Raw genomic sequence first — 18,711 nt, forward strand, 5'->3', positions numbered from 1 at the left:
CATGAGCAAGGCAAATGGCGCGAGCCTGATCGACCTTCAGATCATGTGGCACCGGCTGATCGCCGTGGTCGAGGAGCAGGCGCAGGTGCTGCTCCGCACCGCCTTCAGCCCGATCGTGCGCGAATGCGGCGACCTCTCGGCCGGCGTGTTCGACCTCAAGGGGCGGATGCTGGCGCAGGCGGTGACCGGCACACCCGGTCACGTCAATTCCATGGCGGAGTCGGTCAAGCACTTCATCAACCATTTCCCGATCGAGACGATGAAGGAGGGCGATGCCTACATCACCAACGATCCCTGGATGGGCACCGGTCATCTCAACGACTTCGTCGTCACGACGCCGTGTTTCAAGGACGGCAAGCCGGTCGCGCTGTTCTCCTGCACCAGCCACCTGATGGACATCGGCGGCATCGGCTTCGGCCCCGACGCCACCGACGTGTTCATGGAGGGGCTCTACATCCCCATGCTGAAGTTGATCGACCAGGGCGTCGTCAACGAGACGCTGATGGCGATGATCCGCACCAACACGCGACTGCCGATCGATACCGAAGGCGACACCTATTCGCTGGCCGGCTGCAACGACGTCGGCTGCGAGCGCCTGGTCGAGATGATGACCGAGTTCGGTATCGACACGCTCGACGAGCTCGGCGACTACATCTGCGACCGCTCGCGCGAGGCCGTGCTGGCCGAGATCGCAAAGCTGCCGAAAGGCAGCTGGCGCAACACCATGGTGGTCGACGGCTATGATGCCCCGGTGACGCTGGCGGCGACGCTGACGATCTCGGATGCGGGCATCCATGTCGATTTCGACGGCACCTCCGCGGCCTCGAAGTTCGGCATCAACGTGCCGTTGTCCTACACCACCGCCTACACCGTGTTCGGGCTCGGCTGTGTCGTCGCGTCGCAGATTCCCAACAATGCCGGCTCGCTGTCGCCGCTGACGGTATCGGCACCCGCAGGCGCGATCCTCAATGCGCCGAAGCCCGCGCCGGTCGCCTCGCGCCACATCATCGGCCAGATGCTGCCCGACGTCGTGTTCGGCTGCCTGCGTCAGATCATTCCCGAGCGCGTGCCCGCTGAAGGCACCTCGTGCCTGTGGAATCTCAACGTCCGCGGCCAGACCCGCTCCGGCGTCGGCGGCAATTACGGGTTCTCGATGGCGGTGACCTCCAATGGCGGCACCGGTGCGCGCTTCGGCAAGGACGGGCTGTCGGCCACCGCCTATCCCAGCGGCGTGCGCGGCACGCCGGTCGAGATCGCGGAGACGCAGACGCCGCTGATCTTCTGGCGCAAGGAGCTGCGTCCGGATTCCGGCGGGGCAGGGCGCACCCGCGGCGGCCTTGGGCAGATCATCGAGGTCGGCAGCGGCGTCGATGCGCCGTTCGACATCCTGGCGGCGTTCGACCGCATCGATCATCCGCCGCGCGGACGCGATGGCGGCCAGAACGGCGAGGCCGGCTATGTCGGCCTCAAGTCCGGAAAAAAGCTGCGTGGCAAGGGCTTTCAGCAGGTGCCGCCGGACGACCGGTTGGTGGTGCTGACGCCCGGCGGCGCCGGCATCGGTGCTCCCACGACGCGCGATCGTGCGGCGGTCAAGGACGATATCGAAAGCGGGCTCGTGTCCGCCGACAATGCGGCTGCAGTTTATGGGTACGCGCGCTGACGTGTCAGTGCGCTTGGGTCAACGGAGGGGTGCAATGATCACGCGACGGAACTTCACCGCGGGCGCAGCGACGCTGCTCGCCGCCGGCCACATCTCGACCCGCGCCCGCGCGGCGACGACGAGCTGGGACATGTCGACGGTCTGGCCCGACGGCAATTTCCACACTCATAATGCGATGGCCTTCGCCGAGGAGGTGAAGAAGCAGACCGGCGGCTCGGTCGCGATCACCGTGAAGGCCGGTGGCCAGCTCGGCTTCAAGGGACCCGAGCATTTGCGCGCCGTGCGCGACGGCCTGGTGCCGCTCGCCGACGTCCTCAACATTCAGCAGGTCGGCGACGAGCCCTTCATGGGCGTCGAGAGCATCCCGTTCCTCTGCGGCTCCGTGGACGAGTTGAAGGTGCTGCACAAATATGTGCGGCCGGAGTACGAGAAGATCGCGGCGCGCAACAACCAGAAGATCCTCTACATCGTGCCGTGGCCGACGCAGTATCTGCACCTCAAGGCGAAGGTCGCCGACGTCGAGGGCCTGAAGAACATCAAGATCCGCGTGCCCGACAAGAATGCGGTCGATATGCTGAATGCGGTCGGCATGGCCGCCGTGATGATCCCCTGGGGCGAAACGATTCCCGCGCTCGCCTCCGGCGCGGTCGCCGGCGTCTCCACCTCGTCGGTATCAGGCGTCGACGGCAAGTTCTGGGAATTCCTGAAATACGTCTACCCGACCAACCACGTCTGGTCGTCGCAGATGCTCACCGTCAATCTGGATTCCTGGAAGGCGCTTCCCGCGGATCAGCAGAAGCTCGTGGGCGATATCGCTGCAAAGATGGAGCCGGGCTTCTGGGCGAACTCGCTCAAGGCCGACGTCGACAGCCTCAACCGCCTCAAGGAGGGCGGCATGGAGGTGGTGCCGGTCTCGGACGCGATGATGACGGATATCCGCGCCAAGACCGCGCCGCAGCTGGATGCCTTCCTCAAGCGCGTGCCGGCGGCCGACAAACCGGTGCGGTCCTATCTCGCCGAAATGAAGCGCGGCTGAGGGCGGGATCGTGGTGAGCGTTTCTCCCGAAGCACCGCAAAGCCTCAATGCGGCGGCACCAGTGCCGCTGCGCATCCTGCTCGACGGCATCGACCGTCTCGGCCGGCTCGACGGCTGGATCGGCGGCGGTTGCCTGTTGATGCTGACGTTGCTGATGCTGTGCGAGGTCGCAACGCGCTTCCTCTCGAACTTCCTGCCGTTCTTCCCGCCGACAATCTCGATTGCCTGGGAGTACTCGTCTTATCTGATGGCGGCCTCCTTCACCTTCGGCGCCGCCATGACCTTGCGCGTCGGCGGCCACATCCGCGTCGTGCTGCTGCTGAAGAATGCACCAGTGCCGGTGCAGCGCGGGCTCGAGATCCTCTCGGCGTTGGCCGGCTTCGCTTTTATGGCGTTCCTGACGTCAGCGATGGCGAAGTTCGCCTTTGCCGCGTACACGCGCGGCCAGGTCTCGACCTCCAGCGATACGCCGCTGTGGTTTCCGGAAGCCGTCGTCACCTTCGGCATGTTGCTGCTGACCCTCCAGTTCCTGGCGCGCGCGATCCAGGCCGTGCTCGGTCTGCCGCTGGAGGATCATCGCATGAAGGCCTCGCCCGTCGAATGACAGCCGCGCCCGCACCCGGATTCGAGATCGCATGACCATCGAAGTCGTCGCCCTGTTCGCGATCCTGTTTGCGCTGCTTGCCTGCGGCGTGTGGATCGGCCTCACGCTAGCGCTCACCGCGACGCTTCTGCTCGCGATGTTCCGCTCGATCCCGCTCGACAAGCTGTTGCCGCAATATGCCTGGAACATCCTGACCACGCAGGAGCTGCTGGCGCTACCGCTGTTCATCCTGATGGGCGAGCTGCTGTTCCGCACCCGTCTGTCGCGCTCGCTGTTTCAAGGACTGGCGCCCTGGGCGGGGTTGCTGCCCGGTCGATTGCTGCATGTGAACGTGATCGGCTGCACCATCTTCGCGGCGATCTCCGGTTCGTCGGCCGCGACCACGCAGGTGATCGGCCGCATGTCGCTCAACGAGCTGCTGCGCCGCGGCTATTCGCGCGACATCGCGATCGGCTCGCTCGCGGGCGCCGGCACGCTCGGCTTCCTGATCCCGCCGTCCAACATCATGATCATCTACGGCGTACTCGGCGACGTCTCGATCCTGAAGCTGTTCACCGCCGGCGTGCTGCCGGGATTCCTGCTGGCCGCCACATTCATGGCCTGGGTGATGCTGCACACCAGCCTCGACCGCACCATGGTGCCGGAGACCGAAGCAAAACTCTCGCAGGTGCCGTGGAGCGAGCGCTTCGCCGCGCTGAAGGATCTCGCGCCGGCATTGTTCCTGATCGCCTGCGTGCTCGGCTCGATGTATGGCGGGCTCGCGACGCCGTCTGAAGCCGCCGCCGTCGGCGTGCTCGGCGCCGCGCTGGTGGCCTGGGCGCAGGGCGCGATGTCGCAGCAGGTGATGCGCGACGTGCTGATCGGCTCGGTCGTGACCTGCTCGATGATCGCGCTGATCGTGTTAGGGGCCTCGATCCTCGGTAATGCCGCGGCCTTTCTCGGCATCCCGCAGGCCGTCGCCGCCTTCGTCAAGGGGCTCGGCCTGTCGCCCTTCATGCTGATCGTGGTGTTGATCGTCTTCTACCTGATCCTCGGCTGCTTCCTCGACGGCTTCTCGATGATCGTGATGACCTTGCCGATCGTGCTGCCCATCGTGAAGGGGGCGGGATTCGACGAGATCTGGTTCGGCATCTTCCTCGTGCTCGCGGTCGAGATGGCCCAGATCACGCCGCCCGTCGGCTTCAACCTGTTCGTCATCCAGGGCCTCACCGAGGACGGCCTCGGCTACATCGCGCGCGTCACGATGCCCTATCTCATGATCATGGTTGGCTTCGTGCTGCTGCTGACCCTCTGGCCCGGCATCGTCACGATTTTACCGCGGGTGCTGTACGGGTAATCGACATCTCGTCGCCGACTTTCGATAGCTCCGCGGCCAGGCCGCCCGGCTCGTCCCACCTACCATCCGTTGTGTTGCCCGACAGCCAAAACACGCAAGCGCTGGGTCGATAGCTTCTTGCAAAAATATTCGAATTTACAGAAGTTCGGTTTTGCCGTACAACCCGCGCCATCCCGCCCGCCACAAGGGGCGTTTCGCGATCGTCACGGGACGCGGGTCGGGATGCGGTGGCCGCGACGGCGTCGGCGCGAATGGTGGCTGCAGGGCGGGCAACCGTGAGCAGCGACAGGCGCGATACGACACGGCGCTGACAGCGTCTCTGTCCAGTCTCGATGGCGAGCGCACGCCAGCAATCGGGAATGCGGATGGGGATGTGCGCGGACGGAGAAGTCGTGTGGTCCTGACGCCCGGGGTCTGTGCGTCAAGTCCTGCGGAGATGTCGCGCCAACCGGCGCGCATCGATCATCCGCAAGGCGACGGGGGCAATAGTGCATCGCTCCCCGGGGAGAGCACGAAGGACACCGTGAAAACCATCCGCGCAGGGAAGGCCGGGATGTCCCGGCGTCACCTGTCGTCCACCCCGTGCGCGCTTCTTTAGCACACGCGGGACTTCGGGTGCCAGCCGGCGCCCGGCCTTCCCTGCGCCCTTGCTTTCAAAGGGCGGAAGAGATCAGCAAAGCTCGGGCGAACGCCGCGAGAACGCGAAGGTGTGTGCAGATGGAACGATGCTGTGGGATGGGTAGAGCCCTTGCTAAACCCATCATGTTTCAACGTGGAAAAGGCGTTGATGGTTTTCGCTTCGCTCTACCCATCCTGCGAACCATCGCCAACAACGGTCTCGTGCCCCGGATGCAGCGCAGCAGCGTAAGAACGCTGCCGCGCGTCCGGGACACGAGAGAGGCGCGCCAAACGTCGTCCCGGCTTGTCGACCGGGACGACTTGCGCGAGCAAGAGCGAAGGGGTGTTCAGCTCGGCTTACGCCGCCGCCTTCTTGCGCGCGAGCTCGGCCTTGTACAGCTCGAACTCTTCCGCAACCGCCTTCGCGACTGACGGCCGCTGGCGCAGGCGCTCGTAATAGGCCTTCACGTTCGGCCATTTCGCGAGCTCGATCGGCGGCGTCGCCATGGTCCAGTTGATGACCGTGACCAGATAGGCGTCGGCGACGCTGAAATGGTCGAGCAGGAAGTCGCGCCCCTTCAGGTAGTTGTCGAGATAGTCGAGTCGCGACAGGTTCTTCTCGAGGGCATAGGCCTTGGCCTCCTGCGGCGCCTTGCGGTCGAGCAGCGGGATGAAGAGGCCCTTATGAAGCTCGGTGCCGACGAAGCAGAGCCATTGATGCAGGCGGGTGCGTTCGATGCCCTCTGCGGCGCCCAGCCCGGATTGCGGGAAGCGGTCGGCGACGTATTGCAGGATTGCCGCGTTCTCGGTCAGAACCACGCCCTCGTCGGTGCGCAGCGTCGGCACCAGGCCGATCGGATTGACGGCGCGGAAATCGGAGCCGTCGCTCAGCACCGTCTTGGTCGGTGGGTCGACCTCGAGATAGTTGGCCTCGGCACCGGCTTCATACAGCGCGACGCGGGTTGCCATCGAACAGGCGAGCGGCGAGAAATAGAGATCCATCTGTAGCCTCCTTGGGCAATTCCTGGGATTTCGCTCAACCTGGCCAGATTGATTTTTGTACCATCTTGCATAATATGAGGTCGGTCAAGGATTAATTTGCGAAATGGTACAAAAATCGAAGCCGCCAACTGCTGCCAATGAGCCCGAGCGCCGCGGCCAACCCGAGCGCGGCGGCCAACCTAAGCGCCGCGGCCGTCCGCGTGCCTACGAGCCTGACGTTGCACTCGGCAAGGCGCTCGACCTGTTCCGGAAGCAGGGTTTTGCCGCGACCTCGCTCGATGATTTGAGCGAAGCGACCGGGATGAACCGACCGAGTCTCTACGGCGCCTTCGGCGACAAGCGCGAGCTCTACATCAAGAGCTATCAACGCTACCGCGAGGACGCACGGGCTTCCATGGCCGCGATCTTCCGCGAGGAGATGCCGGTGCGTCAGCGGCTGGAGCGCATCTTCGCCTCCGCGCTGAGCATCTATCTCTCCGGCGAGACCGGCCCGCGCGGCTGCTTCACGGTGGTGACCGCGGCGTCAGAAGCCGTTGGCGATCCCGAGATTCGCGCCATGGTGCTCGACGGTCTCACCGAGCTCGACAAGGCCTTTGCGAGCTGCTTCCGCCGCGCCAAGGAGAAGGGCGAGCTGCCGGAGAGCGCCGATCCGGTCGTGCTGGCACAGATCGCATCAGCCACCGTCCACACCATCGCCATCCGCTCGCGCGCGCGCGTGTCGCGCAAGGAGCTGGAGGCGATCGTGAAGGGCGCGATCGACGTGATGGTGGGAGGCAAGCCCTAGCTGTCGTCCCGGACAAGCGCGCCCAAAGCGCGCGCAGATCCGGGACCCATAGCCCCAGGGAGCGGTTTGGCGAAGATGCGCAGTTGAAGAGTCTTCGAGACGAACACCGCGCGCTATTGTTAGATCACGCGGTTTGGGTCCCCGCCTTCGCGGGGACGACAGTGAGTATGCTGCGCGATCCTGCGTCCCAACTACGCCGCGCGGATCTGCGCGAGGAAGCGATCCACCTCGTCCCGCAGTCGCTGCGACTGCTTCGACAGCTCGATCGCCGAACCCAGCACTTCCTCGGCCGCCGTGCCCGTCGCGGCGATGCCCGCGGTGACACCGGAGATGTTCTGCGAGACCTCGCCGGTGCGGGCAGCCGCCTGCTGGACGTTCTGGGCGATCTCCTGCGTCGCCGTGCCCTGCTGGCCGACTGCTGCGGCGATCGCGGCGGAAATTTCGTCGACCTGCTGGATCGTCGCGCAGATCGACTGGATGCCGTCCACAGCGCCTGATGTCTCGCCCTGCACCGCGTGGACCTGGGCGCCGATTTCCTCGGTCGCCTTCGCCGTCTGCGTCGCCAGGGCCTTGACCTCGGAAGCGACCACGGCAAAGCCGCGGCCGGCTTCGCCCGCGCGCGCCGCTTCGATCGTCGCGTTCAGCGCCAGCAGGTTGGTCTGGCCCGCGATGCCGTTGATGAAGGAGACCACGTCGCCGATCTTCTGCGCCGCGTCCGCCAGGCTCTGCACGCGCTCGTTCGAGCGCCGTCCGTCGCTCGCGGCCTTGCCCACCACTTCGGTGGCGTGGGCGAGGCGCCGGCTGATCTCGGTCATCGACGAGGACAGCTCTTCCGCCGCCGCCGCGACGGTCTGCACATTCTCCGAGGCCAGTGTCGAGGCCGACGACACCGCGCGGGTCTGCTGTCGGGACTGTTCGACGATGGCCGACATCGACCGCGCCGTATGCTCCATCTCGACCGCAGCTGAGGACACCGTGGTGACGACGTCGCGGATGCTGGCCTCGAAATTGTCGGCAAGCGCGGCGAAGGCGCGCCGTTTCTCCGCTTCGGACTGCGCCTTGGCTTCCAGCTGCTCGGCCTGAAGCTTGCCAAAGTTGACGGCGTTGTCGCGGAACACCGCGACCGCCTTCACCATCGCCCCGACTTCGTCGTTCGCCTTGCTGGCGGGGATGGTGACGTCGGTCCGGCCGTCTGCGAGCTCGCGCATGACGGACGTGATGGAGAGGATCGGACGCGAGATGCTGCGGGCGATGAGATAGCCGACGATGGCGGCAAGCACGAGCCCGATCGCGGCGATCGCGATCGCGAGCATCCAGGCGCGGTCGGCCGAGGCCTCGTAATCGGCATTGTCCATCACCAGCTCGACGGCGCCGAGCGGCTTTCCGGAAAAATCCTTGATCGGTCCGAGCAGCGCTGCCACCGGCGTGTTGTCGAGCTTGGCCCGCTTCACCGTGAAGCTGCCTGTGGTAGCGCGGCCGTAATCGGCCGCGTCGAAGAAGCTCTTGCCCTTCAGCGTGCCGCCGAACAGCTTGAAGCCCGAGCCGTCGGCGAGGTGGAAGGCGACGTCGACATGGCGGTTGGTCTTGAAGTCGTCGAGGAAGGACTGGCCGAAGGTCAGGCCGAATTCGACCGAGCCGAGATGCTTAGCCCCTTGCGCGATCGGCACCACGCCGCGAATGCCGAGCCCGGCAACGCCGCCTTCGAGGCCGACCACGACCTTGCGATCCTGGTTGGCGACGACGACGGTCTTGCGGAATCCGCTGAGGTCGTCGCCGAACTTGGCGGGCTGGTGCACGCGCAGGAACGAGGTCGCCGGCGCCACATGGAACTGGAATTGCTCGACACCGTATTCCGATTTGGTCGCGGCAAAGACCGGCCCGAACAGGGCTATCAGGGCGTTGCGGTCCTGCCTGGCCATCGCATCCTGCGTCGCCGGCATTGCAGCCACGACCGTGCTCATTGCGGCGGCCCGGTGCGATTCCTCGGCGATGCGCGACTGAAGGGCATCATAATGGCTGTGCAGCTCGCGCTGGTCGGCGCGGTCGATGATCCCAGCGATGATCCACATCGCTCCGAGCACGGCGAACAGGGCGGTTGCCGCCGCCGTCACCGCGAGGGCAACCGTGATCCGCATCCTGAGGCCGAGGCTCGCGCGCATGTCCGACTCGTTGTTTGAGCGTTGGTTAACACCGCTTATCAACTTCTCGCTAAGAGAGAGTGAACGGGATACCGGCGGAACGCGGTGGTTGTGGGGGGAGGCTGTCTGCCCGACAAGCGGTGTCGTCCCCGCGCCCGTGCGCAATTGCGCACTAGGCGGGGACGACACTGAATATGAGGTGACGGTGCTCGCGAAAATCCCGGCGCCTAATACCCTCTGGCCCGGTCCACCACGTTCTCCAACGCGCCGCCGGCCTCGAACCGTGCGATCTGCTCGGCGACATAGGCCGAGATCGCATCCGCATCGGTGTCGGCTGCGTTGTGCGGCGTCAGCACCACCTTGGGATGGGTCCAGAACCGGCTGTCCGCCGGCTGCGGCTCCTGCACGAAGACGTCAAGCGAGGCGGCGCCCAGCGTGCCGTCGTCGAGGCAGGCGAGGATGTCGGCCTCGTTCTGCAAGCCGCCGCGGCCCGCATTGATCAGCACCGGGGCGCCGAGCGGGCTGTTGCGGTTGAGCTTGGTGAAGACGTCGCGGTTGAGGATGCCGTGCGTCTCCGGCGTCAGCGGCAGCAGGCAGACCAGGATGTCGGTCGCGCGCAGGAACGCATCGATCTGGGCCGAGCCATGGAAGCATTCGACACCGTCGATCGCGCGCGGGCTGCGGCTCCAGCCGGCGACGCGGAAGCCGAGCCGGCGCAGCACGTCGGCCGCATCCGCTCCTAACGTGCCAAGCCCCATGACGCCAACCGTGACGGCGCTGGCAGGCCATTGATATTTCGGCTCCCAGCGTTTTGCGCGCTGCGAGTCCCGCAAATAGAGCTCCTGGCGGTGGTGCATCAGTACGTGCAGCACGACATATTCGGTCATGCGGCCGGTCAGGTCGGGTACGGCGACCCGGACCAGCGGCACATCGGGCAGGCTCTTGTCCGCCATCAGCGCATCGACGCCGGCACCGAGATTGAAGATCGCCCGCAGATTGGGGAAGGCGCCGAGATCGCCCGGCACCGGCTTCCACACCGTGGCATAGTGCACCTCGGCCGGATCGAGCGTGGAATCCGGCAGCAGCACTACACGGCGGCCGCCGCAGACAGCATCAAACCGGGCCTTCCAGCGCTCCGGCAACCAGTTCTGCTGCGTGCTGTTGATCAGGACGGCCAGTGTGCCCTTGGTCATTCGAATTGCCTCGTCGGGTTCCGCTTACGAAGGCCCTCCTTGGCACGATCTGCCGGATTTTTCTCGCAAATTTTTTCCGCAGTTCTGTCGGGCCGGGGCATATTGGCGCGTCTTTAGAACAGACGAGGAAAGTGTCGCCTATGCTTTATGCCATCCTTTGCTATCACGATGAGGACTTCGTCGGCTCCTGGAGCAAGGAGCAGGACGAGGCCGTGATGAAGAAGCTCGCCGTGGTGCAGGAGAAGCTCACGAGCCAAGGCCGGCTCGGGCCGGTGGCGCGGCTGCTGCCGACCACGGCCGCTGCGACCTTGCGGAAGGAAGATCCGCCGCTGGTGCTGGACGGCCCCTATGCCGAGACCAAGGAGCAGCTGCTCGGCTTCTACATCGTCGATTGCAAGAATCTCGATGAGGCGCTCGACGTCGCGCGCGACCTTGGCGCTGCCAATCCCGGCGGCGCCTATGAGGTGCGTCCCGTCGGCGTGTTCCGGCCCGGAGGAAACCTGACGTGAGCGAGGCCGACACCGGCTGGATCGAGACCGCGCTGACCTCGGCGCGACCCCAGGCGGTCGGCGCGCTGCTGCGTTATTTCCGTGATCTCGACACCGCCGAGGAGGCGTTCCAGAACGCCTCGCTGCGCGCGCTCAAGTCCTGGCCGCAGAACGGGCCGCCGCGCGATCCTGCAGCCTGGCTGATCATGGTCGGCCGCAACGCCGCCATCGACGAGGTGCGCCGGACCCGCAAGCAGCAGCCGCTGCCGGAGGACGACCAGGCGATCTCCGATCTCGACGACGCCGAAGGCGCGCTGGCCGAACGGCTCGACGGTTCGCACTACCGCGACGACATCCTGCGGTTGATGTTCATCTGCTGCCATCCGCAATTGCCGGCGACGCAGCAGATCGCGCTGGCGCTGCGCATCGTCTCGGGGCTTACCGTGAAGCAGATCGCGCGCGCCTTCCTGGTCTCGGACGCGGCGATGGAGCAGCGCATCACCCGCGCCAAGGCGAAGGTCGCCGAAGCCGGGACGCCGTTCGAAGCGCCCGGCGCAATCGAGCGCTCCGAGCGGCTCGCCGGCGTCGCGGCGATGATCTACCTGATCTTCAACGAGGGCTATTCGGCGAGCGGTGACACCGCGGAGATCCGCAAGCCGCTTTGCGAGGAGGCGATTCGGCTGGGGCGCCTGCTGCTCAGGCTGTTTCCGAGCGAGCCGGAGATCATGGGGCTCACGGCGCTCATCTTGCTGCAGCATGCGCGCAGTGCCGCGCGCTTTGCCGCCGACGGCTCGCTGATCCTGCTGGACGACCAGGACCGTTCGCTGTGGAATGGCACCATGATCGCGGAGGGGCTGGCGCTGATCGACAAGGCGATGCGCCACCGCCGCAGCGGGCCCTATCAGATCCAGGCCGCGATCGCTGCATTGCATGCCCGCGCGTCGACGCCGGAGGAGACCGACTGGGCGCAGATCGACCTGCTCTACGGCGCGCTCGAGGTCGTGCAGCCGTCTCCCGTGGTGACGCTCAACCGCGCGGTCGCGGTCTCTAAGGTGCGGGGGCCGCAAGCCGCGCTCGATCTGATCGAGCCGCTTGCGCCGAAGCTCGCCAACTACTTCCATTTCTACGGCGTGCGCGGCGCCTTCCTGATGCAGCTCGGCCGCAACGACGAGGCACGTGTCGCCTTCGACCGCGCCATCGCGCTTGCCAACACGTCCGCAGAAGCGGCCCACATTCGCATGCACATCGATCGCCTGATCCGGGACAGCCAGCCGAAGGCGGGCGCGCGGCAGGGCGCGAAAGTGAAGTAGACCCGTCTGTCTCCACATCATCGTGTCGGGACAAGCCCGGCCATGACGTGGGGTGGGTAGCGTGCAAAATTTCATTCCGGCAATTGTCGGCTCCTGCCGTTCCCGTTCGTCCTAAGCCCGTACCCACGGAGCCCCTTCATGCTGAAAGCCATTGCCGTCATCGCCGTCGTGCTCGCCATTGGAATCGCGGGCGTCCTCGCCTTTGCCCTGACAAAATCTGACACCTTCCGCGTCGAGCGGAGCCTCGCGGTGAAGGCGCCAGCCGGAGCGATCTATCCACAGGTCGCCGATTTCCGCCGTTGGACCAACTGGTCCCCCTATGAGACCCGCGATCCCGCCATGAAGCGCACCTTCGGTGGATCTGAGGGAGGCAAGGGCGCGACCTATGCTTGGGATGGCAACAACAATGTCGGCGCCGGCCGCATGGAGATCCTCGAGGCGACCGGGCCGTCCAAGCTTCGCATCAAGCTCGATTTCGAGCGGCCGTTCGAAGGTCACAACACCGCCGAGTTCACCTTTGTGCCGCAAGGCGATGCTACTCTGGTCACATGGGCGATGTACGGTCCGGCTCCGTTCATGTCCAAGATCATGCAGGTGTTCATCAACATGGACAGCATGATCGGCAAGGATTTCGATGCCGGCCTCGCCAGCCTGAAGAAGCTGGCCGAGAAGCAATAAGCCTCACTGCAAACGAAGAGGAGAGAAACGATGCTCAACGCTTATCTGTTCTATCAGGACACCTGCGAAGCTGCGTTCAACTTCTACGCCAAGGTCCTGGGCGGCAAGATCGACGCCATGATGCGGTCATCGGACGCGCCGCCGGACATGCCCGCCGCGCCCGGCCGCGAAAAGATGATCATGCATGCGCGGATGTCGCTGCCCGACGGCAGCGTGCTGATGGCTTCCGACGCGCCGCCGGAGCATTTCGCCAAGCCGCAAGGCTTTTCGATCTCGCTCACCGTCAAGGACCCTGCGGACGGCGAGCGTAAGTTCAATGCACTCGCCGATGGCGGCACCGTCACCATGCCGTTCAGCAAGACGTTCTGGGCCAAGGGCTTTGGCATGTGCGTCGACAAGTTCGGCATTCCCTGGATGGTGAACTGCCCGGCCGAAGGAATGTGACAGGCGCGAGCCTGCACGATCTGTGGAATTGCGATCCCCTCTCTCCACTGTCGCGGGAGAGGGGACGCCTGGATTTATCGCGTCATACCCGGATCGGTCGTGAGCTCGCTCAACGGATCGATCCGGTCACGTCCTCGCTTTGCTGCGGCGACTGAACGCAGCGAGGGCAGATCACGAGCTTGGTGCCGAGCTGCTTGTCGTTCTCGGCTTCGATCTCGTCATGGACCGCCCACCACGCCTCCGAATATGGCCGCAAGGTGCCGAGCACTCGTTCCCGTTCCTGATTGGGATCAACTGCCGCGGGCGCGGGGTTCGTCGCGCGCCGCTTCGCGACATGCGGGCGATGCGAGGCTTTGTTGGGGTCCTGGCCGAGGCCATCCCATGCGATCGGACGACGCTCCTGCGCCGATGCGACTGCACATCCAAGCAGCGCTGTGCAGAAAGTAAGCAAGATGAAGCCGCGTCGTATCATGCCGGACCCAAAGTTCGATGCGCAATGCGCAAGCTTCCACACGGGAAACTTGCATGGCATCGGTCAAATGGAACTTAAGGCAAACGAAAAGGCGGGCGTGGCCGAGGAATGAACTCACGATTCGCATCACTTTGCGGGAGCAGTGAGGCCGCTTCGTGAAACCATGCGGACTGCATCGCACAACAATTGACGCAATATTGGGCTGTAATCTGCACGTCAGAATCGCTATTGGTGAATCACAAAATCTAAAAAGCTGGGGTGGACGTCACTTGGAAGGGGAGCGACCGATGGCGGCGGCGCTACAGATCAATTTTGCCCTGTGGGGGATGCTTATCTGCGTCAGCATGAAGCTGGGGCCGGTGATCCAGACTCTTTATTGACGGCAGCCAAAGTGTGATGGCGTGGAGACCCCGGTGCGCACATTGGGTGCGACACAGGGAACCTGCCGTGTGGCCTCGGGCCGGCCAAGCCAAATGCCTTTGATGTGACGCGACGCGGTTCACAGAACTCATTCACGTCACATCCGTGGCGGCTGCCACATTCGTCAGCGGCAGCGCGGATAGATCGCGGCGAGATCGCGCCCCTTGAGCAAGAGCAGCCGCGAGGTGAGGCCGCCACGGCGGCTGATCCAGTCGCGCACTGGGCCGGGATAGGCGGCAAGCACCGCGACCGATGCTTCCGGCTCGGCATAAAAGCGCCCGCGCCGGTCGACCGAACGTGCCGCATGGAAGCCGAGCACGGCGCGCTTGGTGACGCAGATGCGCTCGCCCGGTACGATGCTCAGCACCAGCGTGCAGGCCGACAGACAGGGGCCGTCGATCACCACGCGCTCGCCGCTCTCGCGCACTTTCTCGAACAAATCGAGGAACGGCCCCACCTGTCCGCCGGGAGACTGGATGATGCGGATTTCGGCGGACGCCGGCGCGGTGGCGAGCAGCGCGAATGCAAGCATCAGGGCGTTGAGCAAAGAGATGCGTCGCATGAAGTCTCCACCTAAATCGGTTCCGTAGGGTGGGTTACGCCCAGCGGCCCGCGCAGCGGCAGTGCTAACCCACCCTACAATTTCCGGACCTATCCGTTGCGGCGCTGGCCGCGCAGCGTGGGCAGGCCGATACCTGCCGCATCGAAGCCGCCATCAACGGCCAAAATTTGGCCGGTGATGTAGCTCGCATTTGCCGAGCACAGGAAGTAGATCGCTTCCGAAAGCTCCTCCTCCAGGCCGTAGCGATTGAGCGGAATGGCGTCGTGATAGTCGGCGCGGATCTCCTTGGTATGCACCTGCTTCGCCATCGCCGTGTCGACCGGCCCCGGCGCAACCGCGTTGACGCGGATGTTGAGCGAGGCGAGCTCGACCGCGAGCTGCTTGGTCAGGTGCGCGAGCCCGGCCTTGCTGGTGCCGTAGGCCGAGCGCAGCGTCGAGGCGCGCACCGCCGAGATCGAGGTGATGTTGACGATGGCGCCGCCATGGCCCTCGCGCATCAAGGGAACCGCGGCCTTGGTGCAGAGGAACGGGCCGGTGAGATTGACCTCGAGCACGCGGCGCCAATCGGTCTCGGACGTCTCCATCAGCGGTGCGAACACCGCGATGCCGGCATTGTTGACCAGTGCATCCAGTCGGCCGAACCGGCGCTCGACCGCCTCCATTGCATCGCTCACTGCGGCGGCATCCGAGACGTCGCAGGTCAGCGCCAGCGTTGCCTCGCCTTGGTCGATTTCGGCGACCGCCCGGCCGAGCAACTCGCCCTCGATGTCGAGCAGCGCCACGCGCCAACCCTCGGCCAGGAACTTCTTCGCGGTCGCAAGCCCGATGCCGCGGGCGGCTCCGGTAACGAGAGCGATTTTTTGCGGGGCTTGCGGCATGGGAGAATTGTCCTCGAGTAGCATATGGGCGCAGGAGTGCAGGCTCCTTTTACTGCGCTTTTGTGCTGACGAGGAAGGGGCAGGCGAGGGCTGCGTGCAGCTGGAAAAATGCCAAATCCGTCACCCTGAGGCGGCCGCCTCGAAGGATGACGAAACATGGCGGGGAAGTCGTCCTTACGCCAGCTCCGCCGAGGCACGCTGCATGTTGGCCGACATGTCCGCGGTCACGATGCTCTGCTCCTCGACCGCGGCTGCGGTGGAGGCGATGAACTCGTTGACGCCTGCGATCGCGGCCTTGATCGCGGTGAGGGAGCTCGCGACGTCGCCGGAGATGGTGTTCAGCGCGTCGATTTCGGACGTGATCGTGTCGGTCGCCTGCTTGGCCTGGCTCGCGAGATTCTTCACCTCGGAGGCGACCACCGCAAAGCCGCGTCCCGCTTCGCCGGCGCGGGCCGATTCGATCGTGGCGTTGAGCGCGAGCAGATTGATCTGGCTGGTGATGCCCGAGATCATCTCGACGATGCCGCTCATGGCCTGTGCGGCGGCCGTCAGCTTCTGGGCCTGGAGGTCGGCGGACTCGACCCTTGTGGTCGCGACCTTGGACGTCTCGCGCGACTTCGTCATGGTCTCGGAGATCTCGCGGATCGAGGCGCTCATCTCTTCGCTGCCGGCCGCGACCGCATCGATCAGCCCGCGCGCGTTGTCGGCCTTCTTGCGGCCGATCGCCTGCGCGGTGATGTCGGTGGCGTATTTCACCACCTTGTACGGCTTGCCGTTGAGATCGAAGATCGGGTTGTAGGACGCCTGGATCCAGATCTCGCGGCCGCCCTTGGCGATGCGCTTGTATTCGGCGGCCTGGTATTCGCCGCGATTGAGTGCTTCCCAGAACTGGCGGTAGGCGGCCGAATTCTTCTCGTTCGGCTCGACGAACATGGAATGGTGCTGGCCCTTGATCTCGGCCAGCGGATAGCCCATCGCCTTCAGGAAGTTCTCGTTGGCAGTGCAGATCGTGCCGTCCATGTTGAACTCGATCACCGCCTGCGACTTCTGGATCGCGGCGAGCTGGCTGTCATTGTCGGCCGCCTTCATCTTCTGCGCGGTGACGTCGGTGGCGAACTTCACCACCTTGAACGGCTTGCCGTTCTCATCGAGAATCGGATTGTAGGTGGCCAGAATCCAGATTTCCTTAGCCCCCTTGCCGAGCCGCTTGTATTCGGCAGCCTCGAACTCGCCACGGTTCAGCTTGGCCCAGAACGCGGCATAGGCCGGGCTCGCACGGTCCTCTGGTGTCACGAACATGGAGTGGTGCTTGCCCTTGATCTCATCGAGCGAATAGCCCATCGCGCCAAGGAAATTCTCGTTGGCGGTGACGATGGTACCGTCCATGTTGAACTCGATCACGGCCTGCGCGCGGTTGATCGCGGCGATCTTGCCGGACTCTTCCATGGCCTTGATCTTATAGGCCGTGATGTCGGTGGCGAACTTGATGAAGCTGACCACCTTGCCGTTTTCGTCGCGTAGCGGGGCGTAGGACGCGTGGACCCAGACTTCCCTGCCGCCCTTGCCGAAACGCTTGTATTGCGTGGTCTGGAATTCCCCGCGGTTCAGGCTGGCCCAAAATCGCGGTAGCGAGCGCTCTCGCGCTCGGCCGGGTTGACGAAGATGCTGTGATGCTTTCCCTTGATCTCGGCAAGCGTATAGCCGCTCATCTTGAGAAGGTTTTCGTTGGCGTCGAGGATGGTGCCGTCGAGACCGAATTCGATCACGGCTTGCGACCGGTCGAGCGCCTCGACCTCCGCGATGGCGTGCCTGACCTTCTTGCTCAGGAAATTGAACACGTAAGCCCCGCAATGCTCGGACGCGATCCGACAGGATCGCCATTCCGTTTCCCCTGAGCTGAAAGTTGCATGCTATCCTTGAGCATCGGTAAATTCCGGAACACGCCGCGACGAGCTCCGCGATTTCACGAGCAATAGCCAACTACTTCAACTGACAGCTGCTCTTGGTTTATATGCACGGTGGAGTTCACAACGCGGAGCCGTACTTGTACGGGGGCGCAGCCGAGATATTTTTTCGCGTCGCCTCGCATGGCGGTGTCGGCGCGGTCGAGGGCGAACCGTCTTCAACAAGATGCTCGCTGCGGAGACCATTGATGCCCGACGACCGCGAACGCCTGATCCGAGACCTCTTCGCCGCCTATCTCGCCAACGACCGGCAGCGGGTCGCCGACGCACTGGCCGACGATTTCCGCTTCACCAGCCCGTTCGACGACGACCTGGACAAGCCGACCTATTTCGAACGCTGCTGGAGCGACAGCGGCTGGATCGCACGGCATGACATCGAGCGCATCTTCGTCCGGGGCGAGGAGGCCTTCGTCACTTATCTCTGCCTTGCGACAGATGGCAGGAGTTTTCGCAACACGGAGTTCTTCACCTTCGCAGGCGGCAAGGTCCGGCGCATCGATGTCTATTTCGGCGCTGCCCGGCGGGATGGTCGTTTCCTGCCGCAGCCGCGCTAGGGCCGGGGCCCTCCAGATTATTTCCGCGGACGTGTCGGTTCCGTGAGGGTTCGTTCGTCTTGAAGGCGAGCGGGCCTGCGCCTCACGGCGCATCCCGGAACCACCGCAGAAGCCAGGATACGACCCATGCGATTCATGATGTTGATGATCCCGCTCGGCTACGAGGCCGCGCCGCCGGACGTCCAGCTCGATCCCGAACGCGTCGCGGCGATGATGCGCTATAACGAGGCGCTGAAGGACGCGGGCGTGCTGATCACGCTCGATGGCCTGCATCCGCCCTCGATGGGCGCGCGGGTTTCGTTTGCGACCGGCGAGCCTGTCGTGACCGACGGCCCATTCGCTGAAGCCAAGGAAGTCCTTGGCGGCTATTGGATGATCGAGGTCGCCTCGCGCGCCGAGGCGATCGCCTGGGCGAAGAAGTGTCCGGCTTCGGCCAACGAGATCATCGAGATCCGGCAAGTCCAGGAGATGAGCGACTTTCCGCCCGACGTGCAGGAGGCCGCGGCCGGTTTCGGCGACCTGAAGAGGTAGCCACAGCGATCGCGATGAAATCGCGTCTGTCGTCAGTCA

At 64.6% G+C, this 18,711-nt stretch carries 17 protein-coding genes and 1 pseudogene; 11 read left to right on the plus strand and 7 right to left on the minus strand.

The genetic code is table 11. The features are described 5' to 3' along the window. Position 1: 1 nt before the first annotated feature. Genes GGD62_RS26815 through GGD62_RS26830 form a run of 4 tightly spaced genes read left to right on the plus strand, consistent with a single transcriptional unit; the run spans position 2 to position 4,636 of the window. Positions 2 to 1,660: a hydantoinase B/oxoprolinase family protein gene (locus GGD62_RS26815; protein ID WP_183261279.1), complete on the plus strand. Its 1,659-nt coding sequence runs from the start codon at positions 2 to 4 to the stop codon at positions 1,658 to 1,660. A 34-nt stretch (positions 1,661 to 1,694) separates the two neighbouring features. Further along, the gene (locus GGD62_RS26820) at positions 1,695 to 2,696 is read left to right on the plus strand and encodes a TRAP transporter substrate-binding protein (RefSeq protein ID WP_183711120.1); all 1,002 of its coding nucleotides are present in this window, start codon (positions 1,695 to 1,697) and stop codon (positions 2,694 to 2,696) included. A 10-nt stretch (positions 2,697 to 2,706) separates the two neighbouring features. Further along, a complete protein-coding gene (locus GGD62_RS26825; RefSeq protein WP_092254628.1) occupies positions 2,707 to 3,300 on the plus strand; it encodes a TRAP transporter small permease subunit in 594 nt (197 codons plus the stop codon). A 31-nt stretch (positions 3,301 to 3,331) separates the two neighbouring features. Continuing rightward, a complete protein-coding gene (locus tag GGD62_RS26830) occupies positions 3,332 to 4,636 on the plus strand; it encodes a TRAP transporter large permease (RefSeq protein WP_092254631.1) in 1,305 nt (434 codons plus the stop codon). Between the two features lie 975 nt (positions 4,637 to 5,611). On the opposite strand, the gene GGD62_RS26835 is transcribed toward GGD62_RS26830, so the two are convergent. After that, positions 5,612 to 6,256, minus strand: a complete 645-nt coding sequence (locus GGD62_RS26835) for a glutathione binding-like protein (protein WP_092254634.1) — start codon at positions 6,254 to 6,256, stop codon at positions 5,612 to 5,614. Between the two features lie 103 nt (positions 6,257 to 6,359). Here GGD62_RS26835 and GGD62_RS26840 point away from each other — a divergent pair, with 103 nt between their 5' ends. Further along, positions 6,360 to 7,040: a TetR/AcrR family transcriptional regulator gene (locus GGD62_RS26840; protein WP_183711122.1), complete on the plus strand. Its 681-nt coding sequence runs from the start codon at positions 6,360 to 6,362 to the stop codon at positions 7,038 to 7,040. A 191-nt stretch (positions 7,041 to 7,231) separates the two neighbouring features. On the opposite strand, the gene GGD62_RS26845 is transcribed toward GGD62_RS26840, so the two are convergent. Beyond that, positions 7,232 to 9,199, minus strand: coding sequence for a methyl-accepting chemotaxis protein (locus tag GGD62_RS26845; protein WP_183711124.1), 1,968 nt, complete (start codon positions 9,197 to 9,199; stop codon positions 7,232 to 7,234). Positions 9,200 to 9,405: 206 nt separating this feature from the next. Next, a complete protein-coding gene (locus GGD62_RS26850; protein ID WP_018317749.1) occupies positions 9,406 to 10,371 on the minus strand; it encodes a glyoxylate/hydroxypyruvate reductase A in 966 nt (321 codons plus the stop codon). Between the two features lie 140 nt (positions 10,372 to 10,511). Here GGD62_RS26850 and GGD62_RS26855 point away from each other — a divergent pair, with 140 nt between their 5' ends. From GGD62_RS26855 to GGD62_RS26870, 4 genes are all read left to right on the plus strand, one after another. Then, positions 10,512 to 10,880, plus strand: coding sequence for a YciI family protein (locus GGD62_RS26855; RefSeq protein WP_028138414.1), 369 nt, complete (start codon positions 10,512 to 10,514; stop codon positions 10,878 to 10,880). Then, positions 10,877 to 12,169 carry an RNA polymerase sigma factor gene (locus GGD62_RS26860; RefSeq protein WP_183258030.1) on the plus strand — a complete coding sequence of 431 codons (1,293 nt, stop codon included), beginning with the start codon at positions 10,877 to 10,879 and terminating at the stop codon, positions 12,167 to 12,169. Before GGD62_RS26855 ends, GGD62_RS26860 begins: the two co-directional genes overlap by 4 nt. A 138-nt stretch (positions 12,170 to 12,307) precedes the next feature. Beyond that, entirely contained in the window at positions 12,308 to 12,847 is a 540-nt protein-coding gene (locus GGD62_RS26865; RefSeq protein ID WP_183711126.1) for an SRPBCC family protein, read from the plus strand. A gap of 30 nt (positions 12,848 to 12,877) precedes the next feature. Continuing rightward, the gene (locus tag GGD62_RS26870) at positions 12,878 to 13,291 is read left to right on the plus strand and encodes a VOC family protein (RefSeq protein ID WP_183711128.1); all 414 of its coding nucleotides are present in this window, start codon (positions 12,878 to 12,880) and stop codon (positions 13,289 to 13,291) included. 109 nt (positions 13,292 to 13,400) lie between these two features. Here GGD62_RS26870 and GGD62_RS26875 read toward each other — a convergent pair whose 3' ends face one another. The 4 genes and pseudogenes from GGD62_RS26875 to GGD62_RS26890 form a co-directional block, all read right to left on the minus strand. Continuing rightward, positions 13,401 to 13,763 carry a hypothetical protein gene (locus GGD62_RS26875; protein ID WP_183711130.1) on the minus strand — a complete coding sequence of 121 codons (363 nt, stop codon included), beginning with the start codon at positions 13,761 to 13,763 and terminating at the stop codon, positions 13,401 to 13,403. 544 nt (positions 13,764 to 14,307) lie between these two features. Beyond that, positions 14,308 to 14,745 carry a hypothetical protein gene (locus GGD62_RS26880; protein ID WP_018317756.1) on the minus strand — a complete coding sequence of 146 codons (438 nt, stop codon included), beginning with the start codon at positions 14,743 to 14,745 and terminating at the stop codon, positions 14,308 to 14,310. An 89-nt stretch (positions 14,746 to 14,834) separates the two neighbouring features. After that, positions 14,835 to 15,623: an SDR family NAD(P)-dependent oxidoreductase gene (locus GGD62_RS26885; RefSeq protein WP_183711132.1), complete on the minus strand. Its 789-nt coding sequence runs from the start codon at positions 15,621 to 15,623 to the stop codon at positions 14,835 to 14,837. Positions 15,624 to 15,797: 174 nt separating this feature from the next. Next, positions 15,798 to 17,461: pseudogene (locus tag GGD62_RS26890) on the minus strand (PAS domain-containing protein). A gap of 314 nt (positions 17,462 to 17,775) precedes the next feature. On the opposite strand from GGD62_RS26890, the gene GGD62_RS26895 reads away from it, so the two are divergent. Together GGD62_RS26895 and GGD62_RS26900 are read left to right on the plus strand one after the other, a co-directional pair. Continuing rightward, positions 17,776 to 18,141 (plus strand): nuclear transport factor 2 family protein, encoded by a 366-nt coding sequence (locus GGD62_RS26895; RefSeq protein WP_183711134.1) that lies wholly within the window; start codon positions 17,776 to 17,778, stop codon positions 18,139 to 18,141. Between the two features lie 126 nt (positions 18,142 to 18,267). Beyond that, on the plus strand, positions 18,268 to 18,672 hold the full coding sequence (locus tag GGD62_RS26900; protein WP_179738990.1) for a YciI family protein: 405 nt from the start codon (positions 18,268 to 18,270) through the stop codon (positions 18,670 to 18,672). Positions 18,673 to 18,711: the final 39 nt, after the last annotated feature.

Source organism: Bradyrhizobium sp. ERR14 (assembly GCF_014198235.1).
Taxonomy (GTDB): domain Bacteria; phylum Pseudomonadota; class Alphaproteobacteria; order Rhizobiales; family Xanthobacteraceae; genus Bradyrhizobium.